The organism is Streptomyces sp. SD31 (assembly GCF_052068475.1).
GTDB lineage: Bacteria > Actinomycetota > Actinomycetes > Streptomycetales > Streptomycetaceae > Streptomyces.
The window spans coordinates 356,697-372,376 of the sequence record NZ_JBQHCX010000002.1 but is presented as its reverse complement, the minus strand read 5'-3'; the positions used below and the strand labels follow the sequence as shown (position 1 = coordinate 372,376).

The 15,680-nt window shown below is 71.0% G+C and carries 12 protein-coding genes and 2 pseudogenes; 4 read left to right on the top strand and 10 right to left on the bottom strand.

Annotated features, from left to right (window positions below; all coding sequences use genetic code 11):
• Positions 1-200: 200 nt before the first annotated feature.
• The 9 genes and pseudogenes from ACTMVF_RS05655 to iolC form a co-directional block, all read right to left on the bottom strand.
• The gene (locus tag ACTMVF_RS05655) at positions 201-1,778 is read right to left on the bottom strand and encodes a YfbK domain-containing protein (protein ID WP_441269825.1); all 1,578 of its coding nucleotides are present in this window, start codon (positions 1,776-1,778) and stop codon (positions 201-203) included.
• A gap of 148 nt (positions 1,779-1,926) precedes the next feature.
• Complete coding sequence (locus tag ACTMVF_RS05650; RefSeq protein WP_441269824.1) at positions 1,927-2,793, bottom strand: ABC transporter permease; 867 nt, start codon at positions 2,791-2,793, stop codon at positions 1,927-1,929.
• Positions 2,790-5,447 carry a CocE/NonD family hydrolase gene (locus tag ACTMVF_RS05645; protein ID WP_441269823.1) on the bottom strand — a complete coding sequence of 886 codons (2,658 nt, stop codon included), beginning with the start codon at positions 5,445-5,447 and terminating at the stop codon, positions 2,790-2,792. Before ACTMVF_RS05645 ends, ACTMVF_RS05650 begins: the two co-directional genes overlap by 4 nt.
• A gap of 185 nt (positions 5,448-5,632) precedes the next feature.
• Positions 5,633-7,030 carry an APC family permease gene (locus ACTMVF_RS05640; RefSeq protein ID WP_441269822.1) on the bottom strand — a complete coding sequence of 466 codons (1,398 nt, stop codon included), beginning with the start codon at positions 7,028-7,030 and terminating at the stop codon, positions 5,633-5,635.
• Between the two features lie 201 nt (positions 7,031-7,231).
• Entirely contained in the window at positions 7,232-8,734 is a 1,503-nt protein-coding gene (gene mmsA, locus ACTMVF_RS05635) for a CoA-acylating methylmalonate-semialdehyde dehydrogenase (protein WP_441269821.1), read from the bottom strand.
• 14 nt (positions 8,735-8,748) lie between these two features.
• Positions 8,749-10,632, bottom strand: coding sequence for a 3D-(3,5/4)-trihydroxycyclohexane-1,2-dione acylhydrolase (decyclizing) (gene iolD, locus ACTMVF_RS05630; RefSeq protein ID WP_441269820.1), 1,884 nt, complete (start codon positions 10,630-10,632; stop codon positions 8,749-8,751).
• Positions 10,633-10,694: 62 nt separating this feature from the next.
• Positions 10,695-10,826: pseudogene (locus tag ACTMVF_RS05625) on the bottom strand (5-deoxy-glucuronate isomerase); the annotation flags it as partial.
• An 82-nt stretch (positions 10,827-10,908) separates the two neighbouring features.
• Positions 10,909-11,790: a Cgl0159 family (beta/alpha)8-fold protein gene (locus ACTMVF_RS05620; RefSeq protein ID WP_441269819.1), complete on the bottom strand. Its 882-nt coding sequence runs from the start codon at positions 11,788-11,790 to the stop codon at positions 10,909-10,911.
• Positions 11,787-12,737, bottom strand: coding sequence for a 5-dehydro-2-deoxygluconokinase (iolC, locus tag ACTMVF_RS05615; RefSeq protein WP_441269818.1), 951 nt, complete (start codon positions 12,735-12,737; stop codon positions 11,787-11,789). The genes ACTMVF_RS05620 and iolC overlap by 4 nt, the downstream gene beginning before the upstream one ends.
• 361 nt (positions 12,738-13,098) lie before the next feature.
• Between iolC and ACTMVF_RS05610 the strand changes: the two genes are divergently transcribed.
• Entirely contained in the window at positions 13,099-13,299 is a 201-nt protein-coding gene (locus tag ACTMVF_RS05610; protein ID WP_302000589.1) for a helix-turn-helix transcriptional regulator, read from the top strand.
• Positions 13,300-13,352: 53 nt separating this feature from the next.
• A complete protein-coding gene (locus ACTMVF_RS05605; RefSeq protein WP_441269817.1) occupies positions 13,353-13,910 on the top strand; it encodes a GNAT family N-acetyltransferase in 558 nt (185 codons plus the stop codon).
• 7 nt (positions 13,911-13,917) lie between these two features.
• Here the strand turns inward: ACTMVF_RS05605 and ACTMVF_RS05600 are convergent, their stop codons facing one another.
• A complete protein-coding gene (locus ACTMVF_RS05600) occupies positions 13,918-14,961 on the bottom strand; it encodes a zinc-dependent alcohol dehydrogenase family protein (protein ID WP_441269816.1) in 1,044 nt (347 codons plus the stop codon).
• Between the two features lie 82 nt (positions 14,962-15,043).
• On the opposite strand from ACTMVF_RS05600, the pseudogene ACTMVF_RS05595 reads away from it, so the two are divergent.
• Together ACTMVF_RS05595 and ACTMVF_RS05590 are read left to right on the top strand one after the other, a co-directional pair.
• Positions 15,044-15,223, top strand: a pseudogene (locus ACTMVF_RS05595) (TetR/AcrR family transcriptional regulator); the annotation flags it as partial.
• 212 nt (positions 15,224-15,435) lie between these two features.
• On the top strand, positions 15,436-15,678 hold the full coding sequence (locus tag ACTMVF_RS05590) for a heavy-metal-associated domain-containing protein (RefSeq protein WP_441269815.1): 243 nt from the start codon (positions 15,436-15,438) through the stop codon (positions 15,676-15,678).
• The last annotated feature ends 2 nt before the right edge of the window (positions 15,679-15,680 follow it).

Here is a 15,680-nt window from a genome sequence, read left to right as displayed (position 1 = left end):
TGCTCCTGGGTCAGGCGGCGGTGCCGGGCGGGGGGAACTCGCGTACGACTGGGCGAATGGTAAGCGGGGGACGGACCGGCCGGTGGGGGTGCGCCTCGACGCCCGTTCAGGGCCGATGGGGGGCCAGGGGGCGGCAGCCCCCTGGCGGGGTCGAAGGGGCGGCGCCCCTGGGGATGGGACGGGTAGGCGCGGGCGAGCATTCAGTCCTGGTCGGTGAGGTCGCTCGCTCGGTGGATGGCGTCGGCGAGTCGGCGTACGTCGTCGTCCTCGGTGGTGTTCGCCAACTCATCGGCGTGGTCGGCCAGTTCGGCGAGGCGGGAGGAACCGGGCAGGGCGGTCCAGCGGTCGTCGCCGAGGCGGAGGGCGTCGGCGAAGTAGGCGGCCGTGGCCGTGACCTGGAAGCGGGGGCTCGCGCTCCGGACGGAGTCCTTCAGGGACCCGGTCTCCAGTCGGCCGGACTCCTCGTGCGGGGCGCGGGTCTTGGGGTCGAGCCAGCGGACGCTCGCCGTGGCGAGGTGGCCTGAAGTGCCCGGCCTGGTGTGGACGGCGTAGAGGGCGGTGACCGTGTGGCCGGGGCCGATCTCGCCGCCGTCGACGCTGTCGTCCCGGAAGTCCTCGTCGGCGACCTGGCGGTTGTCGTAGCCGATGAGACGGAAGTCGGAGACGGTTGCCTCGTCGAAGGCGACCTGGGCCTTGGCGTCGCGGGCGGTCAGGTCGATGTTGCGGGGGAGGTCGTCGCAGAAGACCTTCCGGGCGTCGTCCTCGTCGGAGACGTAGACCGTGTGGCCGTCGCCCTTGTCGGCCAGGCGTTCCATGAGGGCGTCGCCGTAGTCGCTGCCGACCCCGACGCCGAAGAGGGTGATGCCGTGTTCGCGGCGCTCGGAAGCGATGCGTTCGAGGATGGTGTCCGCGTCGGTGTCGCCGGTGTTGGCCAGGGCGTCGGAGACGAGTACGACGCGGTTCGTGGCGCCCTCTCGGAGACCCTCCTCGGCCGTTTCGTAGCCCGTCTCCATGCCCGCTCCCAGGTTGGTGGAGTCGGTGGGTTCCAGGCTGTCGATCGCGTCGTGGATGTCGTCGCGGTTGCCGTCGAGGCGGGTCATCGGCAGGACCGTCTCCGCCTCGTCGCTGAAGGTGACGATGGCTACCGAGTCGTCGTCGCGGAGTCGGTCCGTCATCACGCCGAGGGAGTCCTTGGCGAGGTCGAGGCGGCCCGGTTCGGCCATGGAGCCGGAGATGTCGATGACGAAGGTGAGGGCGGCGGGTGGGCGTTCGCCGGTGTCCTCGGCGGGGCGGGTGGCCAGGCCCACTCGGACCAGGGACCAGTCCTCGCGGTCGGTGCGGGCACCGTCGACGGTGACCGTGAAGCCGTTGCCGTCGGGGCGGTCGTAGTCCTGGCGGAAGCTGTTGACGAACTCCTCGGGGCGGATCGTGGAGGCGTCGGGCAGGCGGCCCTCGGCGAGGGTGCGGCGGGCGTAGCCGTAGGAGGCGGTGTCGACGTCCAGGGCGAAGGTGGAGAGGTAGTCGGGGGCGGGCGCGAAATCGCGGGAGTCCGACTCGCCGGTGTCATAGGAGTCGTCGGTGTCCTTCTGCTCGCCCGTTCCGCCGCTGCTGTCGTTGTGGCCGGGGGCGGGGAAGGCGTTGCCGTTGCTTCCGTCCTCCGCCTTGTGGCCCCCGCTGTTGCTGCCGTCCCCGCCGCCGCAGCCGGTGAGCAGCAGGCCGCCTGCCGCGGTGAGTGCGAGCAGGACGGCGCGCAGCCTTCGTGTTCGGTACCGCTCCATCTTCCGTGCCCCCTGGGTCCGTTGACGTCGACTTTCTGTGACTGTGACGGGCCAGGGGGCCGGAACGTGCGCTACGGAGCGTTGCGGATGAGTCTCGAATGAGGCACGGGGGACGTCTGTCGAGACCGGTGGGTGATCTTCCGTTGACCTACGACACGATGTCCTTGCGGGCGAAACCGCGGAAGGCCAGTGCGAACAGCACGAGGGCGTACGTTACCGACAGGGACGTGCCCTGGATCATGTCGGACCACTCCAGTTGGGGCCGTACGGCGTCGAGCCAGGCGTACTGCCAGTGCGCGGGCAGGAAGTGGCGCCAGTCGCCGAGGGCCGTCACCTCGTCGAGGACGTTGCCGATGATGGTCAGGAACACCGCGCCGCCGACCGCGCCGAGCGGTGCGTCCGTCCGGGTCGACAGCCAGAACGCCAGGGCGGCGGTGACCAGTTGGGACACCATGATGTACGCGACGACGATCAGCAGGCGCTGCGCCGCGGTGCCGGTGTCCAGTGCGCCGCCGGTGGGCAGTTGGAGCGGGCCCCAGCCGTAGGCCGCCGTGCCGACGGCGAAGGCGACGACCGGGAGCAGGACCAGCGCGGCCAGGCTGAGGCTCAGTCCGACGGCGAGCTTGGACCACAGCAGCCGGCCCCGGGGCACGGGCGCCGCGAGCAGATAGCGCAGGGACGACCAGCTCGCCTCCGAGGCGACCGTGTCCCCGCAGAACAGCGCCACGGGGATGACGAGCAGGAAGCCCGCGGAGGCGAAGAGGTTGACGGCCGCGAAGTTGGCCCCGGACACCGTGGCCGTGTCCATGAGGTTCGTGCGGTCGTTGCCCTGGCCCGGGTCGCCGCCCACCTGGAAGGCGACCAGCAGGACGATCGGCAGGGCGAACAGGATGCCGCCCATGACGAGCGTGCGGCGCCGCTTCAGCTGCCGGACCAGCTCGACCCGGACGGGCAGGGTGCGGCCCGCGCGGTAGCCGTCGGCGACCTCGACGGGACGCTCGGCGAGCTTGCTCATGCTTCGGCTCCGATCAGGGTGAGGAAGGCGTCCTCCAGGCGGCGGTGCGGGCCGACCGAACGCACGGGCACGTCCAGTCGTACGAGGTCGGCGACCAGGCGCTGCGGGGTGCCGTCGGCGTCGAGCTGGACCAGCAGGCCCTCGTCGGCGCGTACGGCGGAGGCGACGCCCGGCAGGGCGGCGACCTTCTCCAGGACGGGTTCCTCCACGGGCGTGGCGGTGCCCACGAGGAGGGTGTCGCCCGATCCGACGATGTCCTCGACGGGGCCCGCCTGGACGAGCTGTCCGTGGTCCATCACGACCAGGTGCGTGCAGGTCTGCTCGACCTCCGCGAGGAGGTGGCTGGAGACGATGACCGTGCGGCCGGCGGCGGCGTAGCGGATCATCACCTCGCGCATCTCCCGGATCTGGGGCGGGTCGAGGCCGTTGGTGGGTTCGTCGAGGATGAGCAGGTCCGGCAGGCCGAGCATGGCCTGGGCGATGGCGAGGCGCTGGCGCATGCCCTGCGAGTAGGTGCGCACCGCGCGGGCGAGCGCGTCGCCGAGGCCTGCGATCTGAAGGGCCTCGTCCAGGTGCGCGTCCTCGGGCGGGCGGCCGGTGGCCTGCCAGTACAGCTCCAGGTTCTCCCGGCCGGACAGGTGCGGGAGGAACCCCGCGCCCTCGACGAAGGCGCCGACGCGGGAGAGCACGGGGGCGCCCGGCGCGATCGCGTGGCCGAAGACGCGGATCTCGCCGCCGTCCGGCTTGATCAGGCCCATCAGCATGCGCAGGGTCGTCGTCTTGCCCGCGCCGTTCGGCCCGAGCAGGCCGAGCACCTGGCCCTTCTCCACCCGGAAGGACAGGTCCTTGACGGCGTAACGGTCGGCCGACTTGGCGTAGCGCTTGCTCAAGTCCGTGATCTGGAGCGGTACTTCGGCCAGTTCCGGGTCGGGGGCGGCGGGTGCCGCGGTCCGGCGGCGTCCGGTCACCAGCAGCGCGAGCGCGATCAGGGCGCCGGTGAGCGGCAGCCACCACACCCAGGCGGGCAGCGTCGCCGGCCCGTTCGTGTCGCCGAGCGACGTCGGCACCGACAGGTCGCCCTCGAGGGAGACGGTGTACGTCGCCGGAGCCGTCGGGGAGGCGTAGCCGAGGTCGGTGGAGGCGAGGACCAGGCGCAGGCGGTGGCCGTCGTCGACCTCGTGGTCGATCGCCGGGAGGGTGATCGTGACGTCCTTGCCGGCCTTCGCGCCCTCGACGCGGATGGGCTCGACGAGCTGCGAGGGCAGCACCTGCGAGCCCTGGCCGCCCGGGCCGACGTCGTACACCTTGGCGAAGAGCACCGCGTCGTCGCTGGTGGACTTCACATGGACGGTGACCTTCGGCGACCCGGTTATCTGCACGTCTTCTTGGACGGGCGCCGACTCGAACGCGGCGAACTGGCCCGGGAAGTCGAGGGAGACGCCGATGCCGAGCGAGGACAGCTGGGCGAGGCCGCCGGCGCTGCCGAGTCCGGGCAGGGCCGACACGGCGGGTGGGTTGGCGCCGGCCGGGTTGGCGAAGCTCTGCTCCCGCCCGGTGAGGGCGATCGAGCGTGGGTCGCCCTCCAGGCCGGGGTACTTGTCCTCGCTCACGCCGCTCAGCCGCATCTCGCCGTCTCCGGTGCCGGTGCCGAGGGTGCGGGTGACGCGGAAGGCGGGGCCGGTGTCGACGCTCTTGTCGTCCTTGAGGTAGCGGTCGAACCAGGACTGCACCCGCGCCTGGAGCCGGGCCGTCTCCATGTCGCCGCCGTCGTGGCCGCCGGCGATCCAGTCGACGTCCACGGGCGCGCCGTTGGCGCGGATCGCCTTCGCGGCGGCGTCGGCCTGGTCCAGCGGGAAGAGGGAGTCGGTCTGGCCCTGCATCAGCAGCGTGGGCACGTCGATGCGGTCGCCGACCGCGGACGGCGAGCGCTCCTCCAGCATGGTGCGGGCCTCGGCGTCCGGGGTGCCGGACTCGGCGACCCGGTCGTACATCTCGCAGATCCGCGTCTCGAACTTGTCGCAGCCGCCGCCCGAGTTGACGAAGATTCCCGCCCAGAGCTTCTTGAAGACACCGTTGGGGAACAGGGCGTCCGCGAGGTTCCAGTACGTGATCGCCGGGGCGATGGCGTCCACCCGGTCGTCGTGGCCCGCGGCGAGCAGCGCGATGGCACCGCCGTAGGAGCCGCCCGCCATGCCCACTCGCGGGTCGCCGGTCTTGTCGAGCTCGACCTGGGGCTGCTTCGCCAGCCAGTCGAGCAGCTTCGAGACGTCGGCGACCTCGCCCTTCGGGTCGTTGAGCCCGATCTTGCCGGTCGACCTGCCGAAGCCGCGGGCCGACCAGGTCAGTACGGCGTAGCCGTCCCGGGCCAGGTCCTCCGCCTGCTGCCGTACGTCGTCCTTGCTGCCGCCGAAGCCGTGTCCCAGCAGGACGGCCGGGCGGCGTCCGGCCGGGCCCGACGTGAAGTACGAGGTGTCGATGCGTACCCCGTCTCCCATGTCCATGACCCGGTCGGCGCGGCGCACCTGAGGCGCGTCGTCGTCGGCGACGGCCGTCCATGTACCGGCGCCTGCGAGGACGACGACGGAGGCCGCGGCGGCGAGCCACCGTCGCGGCCTCCGTACGCGCCCTCGCAGGGCGGGCAGTCGAAGATCCATGTTTCAACGGTACGGGGTGAACCTGTCGGCAAGTTATCGACTGAGGGCTGAATCCCGGCCCCTTCCGTGGGGGTACGGCGGGGGATTTGTCTACCGCGTTCGTGGTAGGGCGGTGAGGGCTCGGTCGCTTCTGTTGTCGGCCGACTGCGGGTTTGCGGGGGTACTCGCGCAGTTCCCCGCGCCCCTCAGGGCGTCTCCTCTTCCGGAATCGATACCAGCCAGCGGGTTTCCCTACGGGGGCGCAGGTACAGGGCCCAATACAGGGTCGCCACCGCCGTTATGCCGCCCGTCCACAGCAGATGGCTCGTCTCCTGCTGGCTCAGGATGTAGACCAGCACCGCGATCAGCAGCACCGGCATCGCCGGCCACAGCGGCATGCGCCACGCCTGCCCGTGCTTGTGGGCACCTCGGCGGACCAGCAGCGCCGCCACCGCGACCAGCAGGTACATGCCGGTCACCGAGACGCCCGTGATGCCGTACAGGGTGTCCAGGTTCACGAAGCACAGGGCGGCGCCGGGGACGCCGACCGTGAGGGTGGCGACCCACGGGGAGCCGAAGCGGCCGAGCTTGGCGAGGACGTTGTTGACCGGCTTCGGCCAGGCCTTGTCGCGGGCCGAGGCGAACAGGACGCGGGAGTTCTGGATGACCATGACGATGCCCGCGTTGATGATCGCGAGGGCCACGCAGAGGCTGACGAAGGTGCCGACGGCGGAGTTGGACCAGGCGGTGACCATGGTGCTGATGTCGCCGCCGGTCAGTTCGTCGAGGTTCGACGCGCCCAGGGTGATGGCGGCGACCGGGACCAGGATGATCACGGCGGAGATGCCGAGGGTGGCGAGGACCGTGCGGGCGACGTTGCGGCGCGGGTTCTCCATTTCCTCGGAGAGGTAGACGGCGGTCGAGAAGCCCTGGGTGACGAAGAGGGCGATCGCCAGTCCGGAGACGATCAGCAGGGCGGTCACGGTGTCGGTACGGCCGTCCGCGCCGGCCACCTCCATCGAGACCAGGCTGCCGGGTCCGCGCTCGGCGTGCGCGAAGCCCAGCACGGCGACCACGGCCGCCGCGATGACCTCCAGGACCAGGAAGACTCCGGTGATCCAGGCGTTGGCGCGCAGGTCGAGCAGGCCAGCAAGGGTGGCGAGCAGCATGACGCCGGCGCCGGCCAGGGACGGGTCGAGGTGGACGATCGGGGCGAGGTAGTCGGCCGTGCCCATCGCGATCACCGGCGGGACGATCATGACGACCAGCAGGGAGAGCACGAAGACCAGCCAGCCCGCGAGCCGTCCGGCCAGCGTGGAGACCATCGCGTACTCGCCGCCCGCGCTGGGGATGAGGGTGCCCAGCTCCGAGTAGCAGAACGCCACGGCGATACAGAGCAGGGAGCCGATGGCGATCGTCAGGGCGGTGGCGGTGCCGAGCGAGCCGAACAGGTCGGGGACGACCACGAAGAGGGTGGAGGCGGGGGTCACGCAGGAGAGCGTGAGCAGGGTGCCGCCGATGACGCCGATCGAGCGCTTGAGCTTCTGAGGGCTGTCCGGCGCCTCGACGACGGCGCCCTCGACGGGGGTGAGGGTGTCGGTCACGAGGGGGATGCAACATCGACGGAAACCGTCACGTCAATGGGTGTTCACCTACGGAATTCGTTGCCAGAGATCGATTTGACGCGCGTTAACGTTGCATCAAGGCCAACCCCAGGGCGACTTCCGGGCGTGCGGGAACCGCAGCGCGTGCCCGCAAAAAAATGGGGCCGTCCGCGATGCGGACGGCCCCGGACGCTCTCGGCGTCAGTGGTTGCGCGGGAAGCCCAGGTCGACGCCGGAGGGTGCGTCGGCCGGGTCGGGCCAGCGGGTGGTGACGACCTTGCCACGGGTGTAGAAGTGCGTGCCGTCGTTGCCGTAGATGTGGTGGTCGCCGAAGAGGGAGTCCTTCCAACCGCCGAAGCTGTGGTAGCCGACGGGGACCGGGATGGGGACGTTCACGCCGACCATGCCGGCCTCGATCTCCAGCTGGAAGCGACGGGCGGCGCCGCCGTCCCGGGTGAAGATCGCGGTGCCGTTGCCGAACGGCGAGCTGTTGATCAGGGCCACGCCGTCCTCGTACGTCTCGGCGCGCAGCACACACAGCACCGGGCCGAAGATCTCGTCCTGGTACGCCTTCGCGCTGGTCGGCACCTTGTCGAGGAGGGAGATGCCGATCCAGTGGCCGTCCTCGAAGCCGTCGACCGTGTAGCCGGTGCCGTCGAGGATCACCTCGCAGCCCTCGGCCGCCGCGCCCGTGACGTAGGAGGCCACCTTGTCACGGTGCGCGGCGGTGATCAGGGGGCCCATCTCGGAGGTCGGGTCGTTGCCGGGACCGATCTTGATCTTCTCGGCGCGCTCGCGGATCTTCTCCACCAGCTCGTCGCCGATCGAGCCGACCGCGACGACCGCGGAGATGGCCATGCAGCGCTCGCCCGCGGAGCCGTAGGCGGCCGATACGGCGGCGTCGGCGGCCGCGTCCAGATCGGCGTCCGGGAGGACCAGCATGTGGTTCTTGGCGCCACCGAGGGCCTGGACGCGCTTGCCGTTGGCGGAGGCGGTGGTGTGGATGTAGCGGGCGATCGGGGTCGAGCCGACGAAGGAGACGGCCTTGACGTCCGGGTGCTCCAGGAGGCGGTCGACGGCCACCTTGTCGCCGTGGACGACGTTGAAGACACCGTCCGGGAGACCGGCCTCGGCCAGCAGCTCGGCGATCTTGATGGAGGCCGACGGGTCCTTCTCGCTCGGCTTCAGCACGAAGGTGTTGCCGCACGCGATGGCCATCGGGAACATCCACATCGGGACCATCGCCGGGAAGTTGAACGGCGTGATGCCTGCGACGACACCCAGCGGCTGCCGGATCGACGAGACGTCCACGCGGCTCGCGACCTGCGTCGACAGCTCGCCCTTCAGCTGCACGTTGATGCCACAGGCGAGATCGACGATCTCCAGGCCGCGCGCCACCTCACCGAGGGCGTCGGAGTGCACCTTGCCGTGCTCGGCGGTGATCAGCTCGGCGATCGCGTCCCGGTTGGCGTCCAGCAGCGCACGGAACTTGAACAGGATCGAGGTGCGCTGAGCCAGCGAGGACTGGCCCCAGGTCGCGTAGGCCTCCTTGGCGGCCGCGACCGCCGCGTCCACCTCGTCGACCGAGGCGAACGCGACCTTCGTGGTGACCGCGCCGGTCGCCGGGTCCGTGACCGGCCCGAACGTGCCCGACGCGCCTTCGGCGGTCTTGCCGCCGATCCAGTGGTTGACGATCTTCGTCATGCCCAGATACTCCTTCACAGATGGCGGCGTCGGGTCGAGACGTGCCGTTCGTACAGCTCACGTGCCTTGACCGCCGACGGTCGGGTCGCGGTCTCGGCCACAGGAACATCCCACCAGGCCTGCGCGGGCGGCGGGCCCGACACAGTGTCTGCCGTTTCGGTCTCGACGTAGACACATGTGGGAGTGTCGGCCGCGCGGGCCTCGGCGAGCGCCTCGCGCAGGTCCCGTACGGTCTTCGCGCGCAGCACTCGCATGCCGAGGCTCGCGGCGTTGGCGGCCAGGTCGACGGGGAGCGGGGCGCCCGTGAACGTGCCGTCGTCCGCGCGGTGGCGGTAGGCAGTGCCGAAGCGCTCCGCGCCGGTCTCCTCCGACAGGCCGCCGATGGACGCGTACCCGTGGTTCTGCACGAGCAACACCTTGATCGCGACGCCCTCCTGCACGGCCGTCACGATCTCCGTCGGCATCATCAGATAGGTGCCGTCCCCGACCAGCGCCCACACGGGCCGTTCCGGGGCGGCCATCTTCACGCCGATGGCGGCCGGGATCTCGTAGCCCATGCAGGAGTAGCCGTACTCCAGGTGGTACTGGTCCCGCGAGCGCGCCCGCCAGAGTTTGTGCAGGTCGCCGGGGAGGGAACCGGCCGCGTTGATGATCACGTCCGACTCGTCGACGATCGCGTCCAGCGCGCCCAGGACCTGCGGCTGCGTCGGCCGTACGTCGGGCTCGTCGGCCTCGTAGCAGGCGTCGACGCGGTGCTCCCAGCGGTCCTTGTCCTCCGTGTACTCGGCGACATAGGTGTCGGCGACCCGGTGATCGTGGATCTCCAGGGCCTGGGTCAGCTCCTCCAGGCCCGAGCGGGCGTCCGCGATCAGCGGCAGCCCGGCGAGCTTGTGGCCGTCGAAGGGCGCGATGTTGAGGTTGAGGAAGCGCACGCCCTCGCCGGCGAAGAGGGTGCCGGAGGCTGTGGTGAAGTCCGTGTACCTGGTCCCCACGCCGATCACCAGGTCGGCGGTGCGGGCGAGTTCGTCGGCGGTGGCGGTGCCGGTGTGGCCGACACCGCCGACGTCCTGGGGGTGGTCGTAGCGCAGGGAGCCCTTGCCGGCCTGGGTGGAGGCGACCGGGATGCGCGTGGCCTCCGCGAACTCGGCGAGCGCTGCCTCGGCGCGGCTGTGGTGGACGCCGCCGCCCGCGATGACCAGGGGCCTGCGGGCTGACCTGATCGCCCGGACGGCCTCGGCGAGTTCGGCCGGGTCGGCGCCAGGGCGTCGTACGACCCAGGTGCGCTCGGCGAAGAACTCGTCCGGCCAGTCGTACGCCTCGGCCTGCACGTCCTGCGGGAGCGCCAGCGTCACGGCGCCGGTATCGACGGGGTCCGTCAGCACCCGCATGGCGTTCAGGGCCGAGGGGAGCAGGGCTTCCGGGCGGGTGATCCGGTCGAAGTACTTCGACACCGGGCGCAGACAGTCGTTGACCGACACATCGCCCGCGTACGGCACTTCCAGCTGCTGGAGGACCGGGTCGGCGGGGCGGGTGGCGAAGATGTCGCCGGGGAGGAGCAGGACCGGGAGGTGGTTGATGGTCGCGAGCGCGGCGCCGGTGACGAGGTTGGTCGCGCCGGGGCCGATGGAGGTCGTCACCGCGTGGGTGGAGAGGCGGTTGGACTGGCGGGCGTAACCGACCGCCGCGTGCACCATGGCCTGTTCGTTACGGCCCTGGTGGTACGGCATCTCATCGCCGTACTCGATCAGCGCCTGGCCGATCCCGGCCACGTTGCCGTGGCCGAAGATGCCCCAGGTGGCGCCGATCAGGCGCTGTCGTACGCCGTCGCGCTCGGTGTACTGGGCGGACAGGAAGCGGACGAGCGCCTGTGCGACCGTGAGCCTCGTCATTGAGGTCATCGATAACCCCCTGTGCCTTCTACGTGGGCCGGTTGGAAGCAGATCCACCACTCCCGTACGGCTCCACCGCCCCGTACGACTCGACGGACCTCCGGCGCGGGGCCGTAGCGGGCGGGGAGTCTTCGCTCGCACTTCGCTCCTGCCAAAGCAAAGCGGCCACCCGCGCCGGAGGCGATCTGTGCGTCGGCGCTCCGCTGGGAGAGCCGACGGGGAACTACGCGTCGTGCATGTACGGGTCGTTCTTGGTCGAACGTACGGCTCGTGGACATGGGGACCTCACAGCAGTCCCACGGCAGTGTCCACCGCGGCGGCGACGTCCCCGTCCGCCGGGTAGAGCAGTGAGCGGCCGACCACCAGGCCGCGCACGGTGGGCAGTTGGAGAGCGCCCCGCCACTTCTCGTATGCCCCGTCCTGGTCGTCCCCGACCTCTCCGCCGAGGAGTACGGCGGGCAGCGTGGAGGTCGCCATGACCTCGGCCATGTCGTCGGGGTTGTCGGTGACCGGCACCTTCAGCCAGGTGTAGGCGGAGGTGCCGCCCAGACCGGAGGAGATGGCGATGGACTTGGTGACGGCCTCGGCGGACAGGTCGTTGACGACCTTGCCCTCCAGGGTGCGGCGGCTGATGAACGGCTCGACGAAGACCGGGAGCCGGCGTGCGGCCATCTCGTCGATGGCGCGGGCGGTGGACTCCAGGGTGGTCAGGGAGCCCGGGTCGTCGTAGTCGATGCGCAGGAGCAGCTTGCCTGCGTCGAAGCCGAGGCGCTGGATGTCCTCGGGGCGGTGGCCCGTGAAGCGGTCGTCGAGTTCGAAGCTCGCCCCCTGGAGGCCGCCGCGGTTCATGGAGCCCATGACGACCTTGCCGTCGAGGGCGCCGAGCAGCAGCAGGTCGTCGAGGATGTCGGCGGTGGCGAGGACGCCGTCGACGCCGGGGCGGGACAGCGCCAGGCAGAGGCGTTGGAGCAGGTCGGCGCGGTTGGCCATGGCGAGCCTCCGGTCGCCGACGCCGAGGGCGCCGCGGGCCGGGTGGTCGGCGGCGACGATCATCAGCCGGCCGGAGTCGCCGAGGAGGGGGCGCCGGGTGCGGCGGGCGGCGGCCTCCGCGATCGCCTCGGGGCGCTGGGTGCGGATACGGACGAGTTCCGCGATGTCGACGGTCACTTGACGGCCCCCGCGGCGATCGCGGCCTCGATCTCGTCCGGCGTCGGCATCGCGGAGGAGCACTCCAGGCGGGAGGCGACGATGGCGCCGGCGGCGTTGGCGTGCCGCATGATCTTCTCCAGGTCCCAGCCCTCCAGCAGGCCGTGGCAGAGCGAGCCGCCGAAGGCATCGCCGGCGCCGAGGCCGTTGAGGACGTTGACGGGGAGGGGCGGGACCTCGGCCTGGTCGCCCTTGCTGTTGACGGCGAGGACGCCCTTGGGGCCCTGCTTGACGACGGCGATCTCGACGCCGGCGTCGAGGAGCGCGCGAGCGGCGGCATGGGGCTCGCGGACGCCGGTGGCGACCTCCACCTCGTCGAGGTTGCCGACGGCGACGGTGGTGTGCTTGAGGGCCTCCGCGTAGAAGGGGCGGGCCTGTGCCGGGTCCTTCCAGAACATGGGGCGCCAGTCGAGGTCGAAGACCGTCGTACCGGACTTGGCACGGTGGGCGAGGGCCGCGAGCGTCGCCGTACGGCTGGGCTCCTCGCTCAGGCCGGTGCCGGTGATCCAGAAGATACGGGCGTCGCGGATGGCGTCCAGGTCGAGCTCGTGGGCGTCGATCTCCAGGTCCGGGGCCTTGGGCCGCCGGTAGAAGTACAGCGGGAAGTCGTCCGGCGGGAAGACCTCGCAGAAGGTGACCGGGGTGGGCAGGCCGGGGACCGGGGTGACCCAGCGGTCGTCGACGCCGAAGCCCTGGAGGGCCTCGTGGAGGTAGGTGCCGAAGGGGTCGTCGCCGGTGCGGGTGATCACCGCGGTACGGCGTCCCAGGCGGGCCGCGGCGACCGCGACGTTCGTCGCCGAGCCGCCGAGGAACTTGCCGAAGGACGTGACCTGCGGCAGCGGGACGCCGGTCTGCAGCGGGTAGAGGTCCACTCCGATCCGCCCCATGGTGATCAGGTCGTAGGCCATCGCGTTCCCTTCGTATCGGCTCTCCCGGCTTTGTAGTCCGCCGCACACAGCCCTGTCAATGTTTTGTCCAGACATTCGGACCAGACCTTTGGGTGCGTGGTGGGGCCGGGGCGGCGTCCGTCAACGCGCCGCGCCCTCGCGCCCGTGTGCGCCTTTGCGGCATCCGTGTCACAAACTCACCTTTCCTGTCACGCATGTCGCAAGTACGCGGGTCTTGCGTCACACCCGGTGCACAGGCCCTTGCTCCTCCTCACGACGCGTCGTTCACGGGACACAGGCTTTGTGATCGCCAGCGCAGCGCCCGGTACCCCCGACGACCGCTCCTGGTCGCCGCCGCGGCGCGCGCAGGGAGGTGCAATCGATGACCGACCGAAGGCTCTGGTCCTACAAGGAGATCGCGGCGCACATCAAGGTGCAGCCGGACACCGTGCGGTCGTACCGCAAGCACGGGCTGCTGCCGCCGCCGGACCATGTGGAGGGCGGCAAGCCCTTCTGGTACGCCGACACGGTCCGGGCCTGGGTGGCGTCCCGGCCGGGAAACCGAGGGCGCAGATCGGACTGACCTCCCGGAAAAACCAGCTGTGCCCCGCCGGCCGCGTGGGGCACAGTCGCCCGATGGACTTCTCCGTCAAACCCACGCTCATCGGTGACAAGACCGTCCTCCGGCCGTTCACGGAGGCCGACGCCGACGTCATGTGGGAGATCATCGAGGACCCCGAGGTCACCCGCTTCACCGGCGAGCCCTCCCAGCAACTCACCCCGGATCGGCTGCGTTCCTGGTACGGCTCCCGGTCCGACCAGCCCGACCGCCTCGACCTCGCCGTCACCGACCGCGCCACCGGCGAACTCGTCGGCGAGGTCGTCCTGTACGAGTGGGATCCCCAGGAGCGCAGTTGTACGTTCCGCACGGTCATCGGGCCCAACGGGCGCGATCGGGGACTCGGCACCGAGGCCACCCGTCTCATAGTCGGCCATGGCTTCGAGCAACTCGGGCTGCACCGCATCGAGTTGGAGGCGTACAGCTACAACCACCGTGCCCTGCGGGTGTACGAGAAGGTCGGTTTCGTGGTGGAGGGGGTTCGGCGGGAAGCCGAGTTGCGGGACGGCGAGTGGGTCGACTCGGTGTTCATGGCCATTCTCGACCGCGAGTGGGCGGCCCCGTCCCGGCGGTGAGGGAGCGTCAGCTCCACGGCTCGATCACCGTCACCCCCGCTCCCGGTGCCGTCCCGATCGCCGTCAGCGCCTGCGGCACCGCCTCCAGCGGGATCGTCGACGTCACCAGCAGATCCGGCCGCAGCACACCCGCCCGTACCAGCTCCAGCATCGGCGGGTAGGTGTGCGCCGCCATGCCGTGGCTGCCCAGGAGTTCCAGTTCGAGGGCGATCGCGCGGGCCATGGGGACGGGGGTCGTGCCGGACGTCGAGGGCAGCAGGCCCACCTGGACGTGCCGGCCCCGGCGGCGCAGGGCGCTGACCGACGCGGCGCAGGTGGCGGGTGAACCGAGGGCGTCCAGGGAGAGATGGGCGCCGCCGCCGGTCAGGGCCTGGATCGCCGCCGCCGTGTCCGGCGTGCTCGACGCGTCCAGGCACTCGGCCGCCCCGAACTTCCGGGCCAGCTCCAGGGCCTGCGGTGAGACGTCCACCGCCACGACCCTCGCCCCCGACGCCGCCGCGATCATCACCGCCGACAGGCCCACCCCTCCGCAGCCGTGCACCGCGACCCACTCCCCCGCCGCAACCCGGCCCTGCTGCACGACCGCCCGGAACGCGGTGGCGAACCGGCAGCCGAGCGAGGCCGCGGTGGCGAAGGACATCTCCTCGGGAACGGCGACCAGGTTGACGTCGGCGTGGTCCAGCGCCACGTACTGGGCGAAGGAGCCCCAGTGGGTGAAGCCGGGCTGGGTCTGGCGCTCACACACCTGCTGGTCGCCCGCCGCGCACGCCCCGCAGCTGCCGCAGGCACACACGAAGGGCACGGTGACCCGGTCGCCGGGGGCCCAGCGCGTCACCCGGTCGCCCACCGCCTCGACGACACCGGCGAGTTCATGGCCCGGCACGTGCGGCAGCGTGATGTCCGGGTCGTGGCCCTGCCAGCCGTGCCAGTCGCTGCGGCACAGCCCCGTCGCCTCGACGCGCACCGTCACTCCGTGGGGGGCGGGGTGGGGGTCGGGCACCTCACGTACCTCGGCCTGTTCCCCGTACCGCTCGAACACCACAGCCCGCATCCCCGTCTCCTTTCGACCGCGCCCCTTGCACGGAGATCATCGCGAACGCTAGACGCTCCACCCGGTCTGCGGTACGGCACGCGTGCCCGGCCGCATCACCGAGAAGCACGACGCCCTGCACGCGACCCTGCTGTCCCGGATCGAGGGGGGCGCCGAGCGCGAGGCCTACGTCCAGGAGTTGAAGAACGCCCTGTTCCGTTACCTGGATCCACTGGTGGGCACCCGACTCGGACGCGGCGACACGACGCGAACCGCGACCTGACGCACATCGCCTTCCGCCAAGGGGCGCACGAATCAGCTCCCAGGTTCGAGGCAACCCCGACGTGATCCACCCTCCACCGCCGGGCACAGCCCCCATCTTGAGCTCGGAGGAATACCCCGCAGGGGTATAGCGTGATAGGAGAGGGACCCCCTGGGTCCCGTCGGCCCCACAGGCCTCGACCCCACACCGCACGCCTCGACGAGGAGAACGACATGACCGCCCAGACCGACACCACCCCGGGTTCCGTCACCGCCGTCTACCAGGTGAGCGGCATGAGCTGCGGGCACTGCGAGGGTGCCGTCTCCGGCGAGATCTCCGAGCTCCCCGGTGTCAGCTCGGTGAAGGCCGTCGCGTCGACCGGTGAGGTCACCGTCGTCTCCGCGGCCCCGCTGGACGAGGAAGCCGTGCGCGCGGCCGTCGACGAGGCCGGCTTCGAACTGGTCGCCAAGGTCTGAGC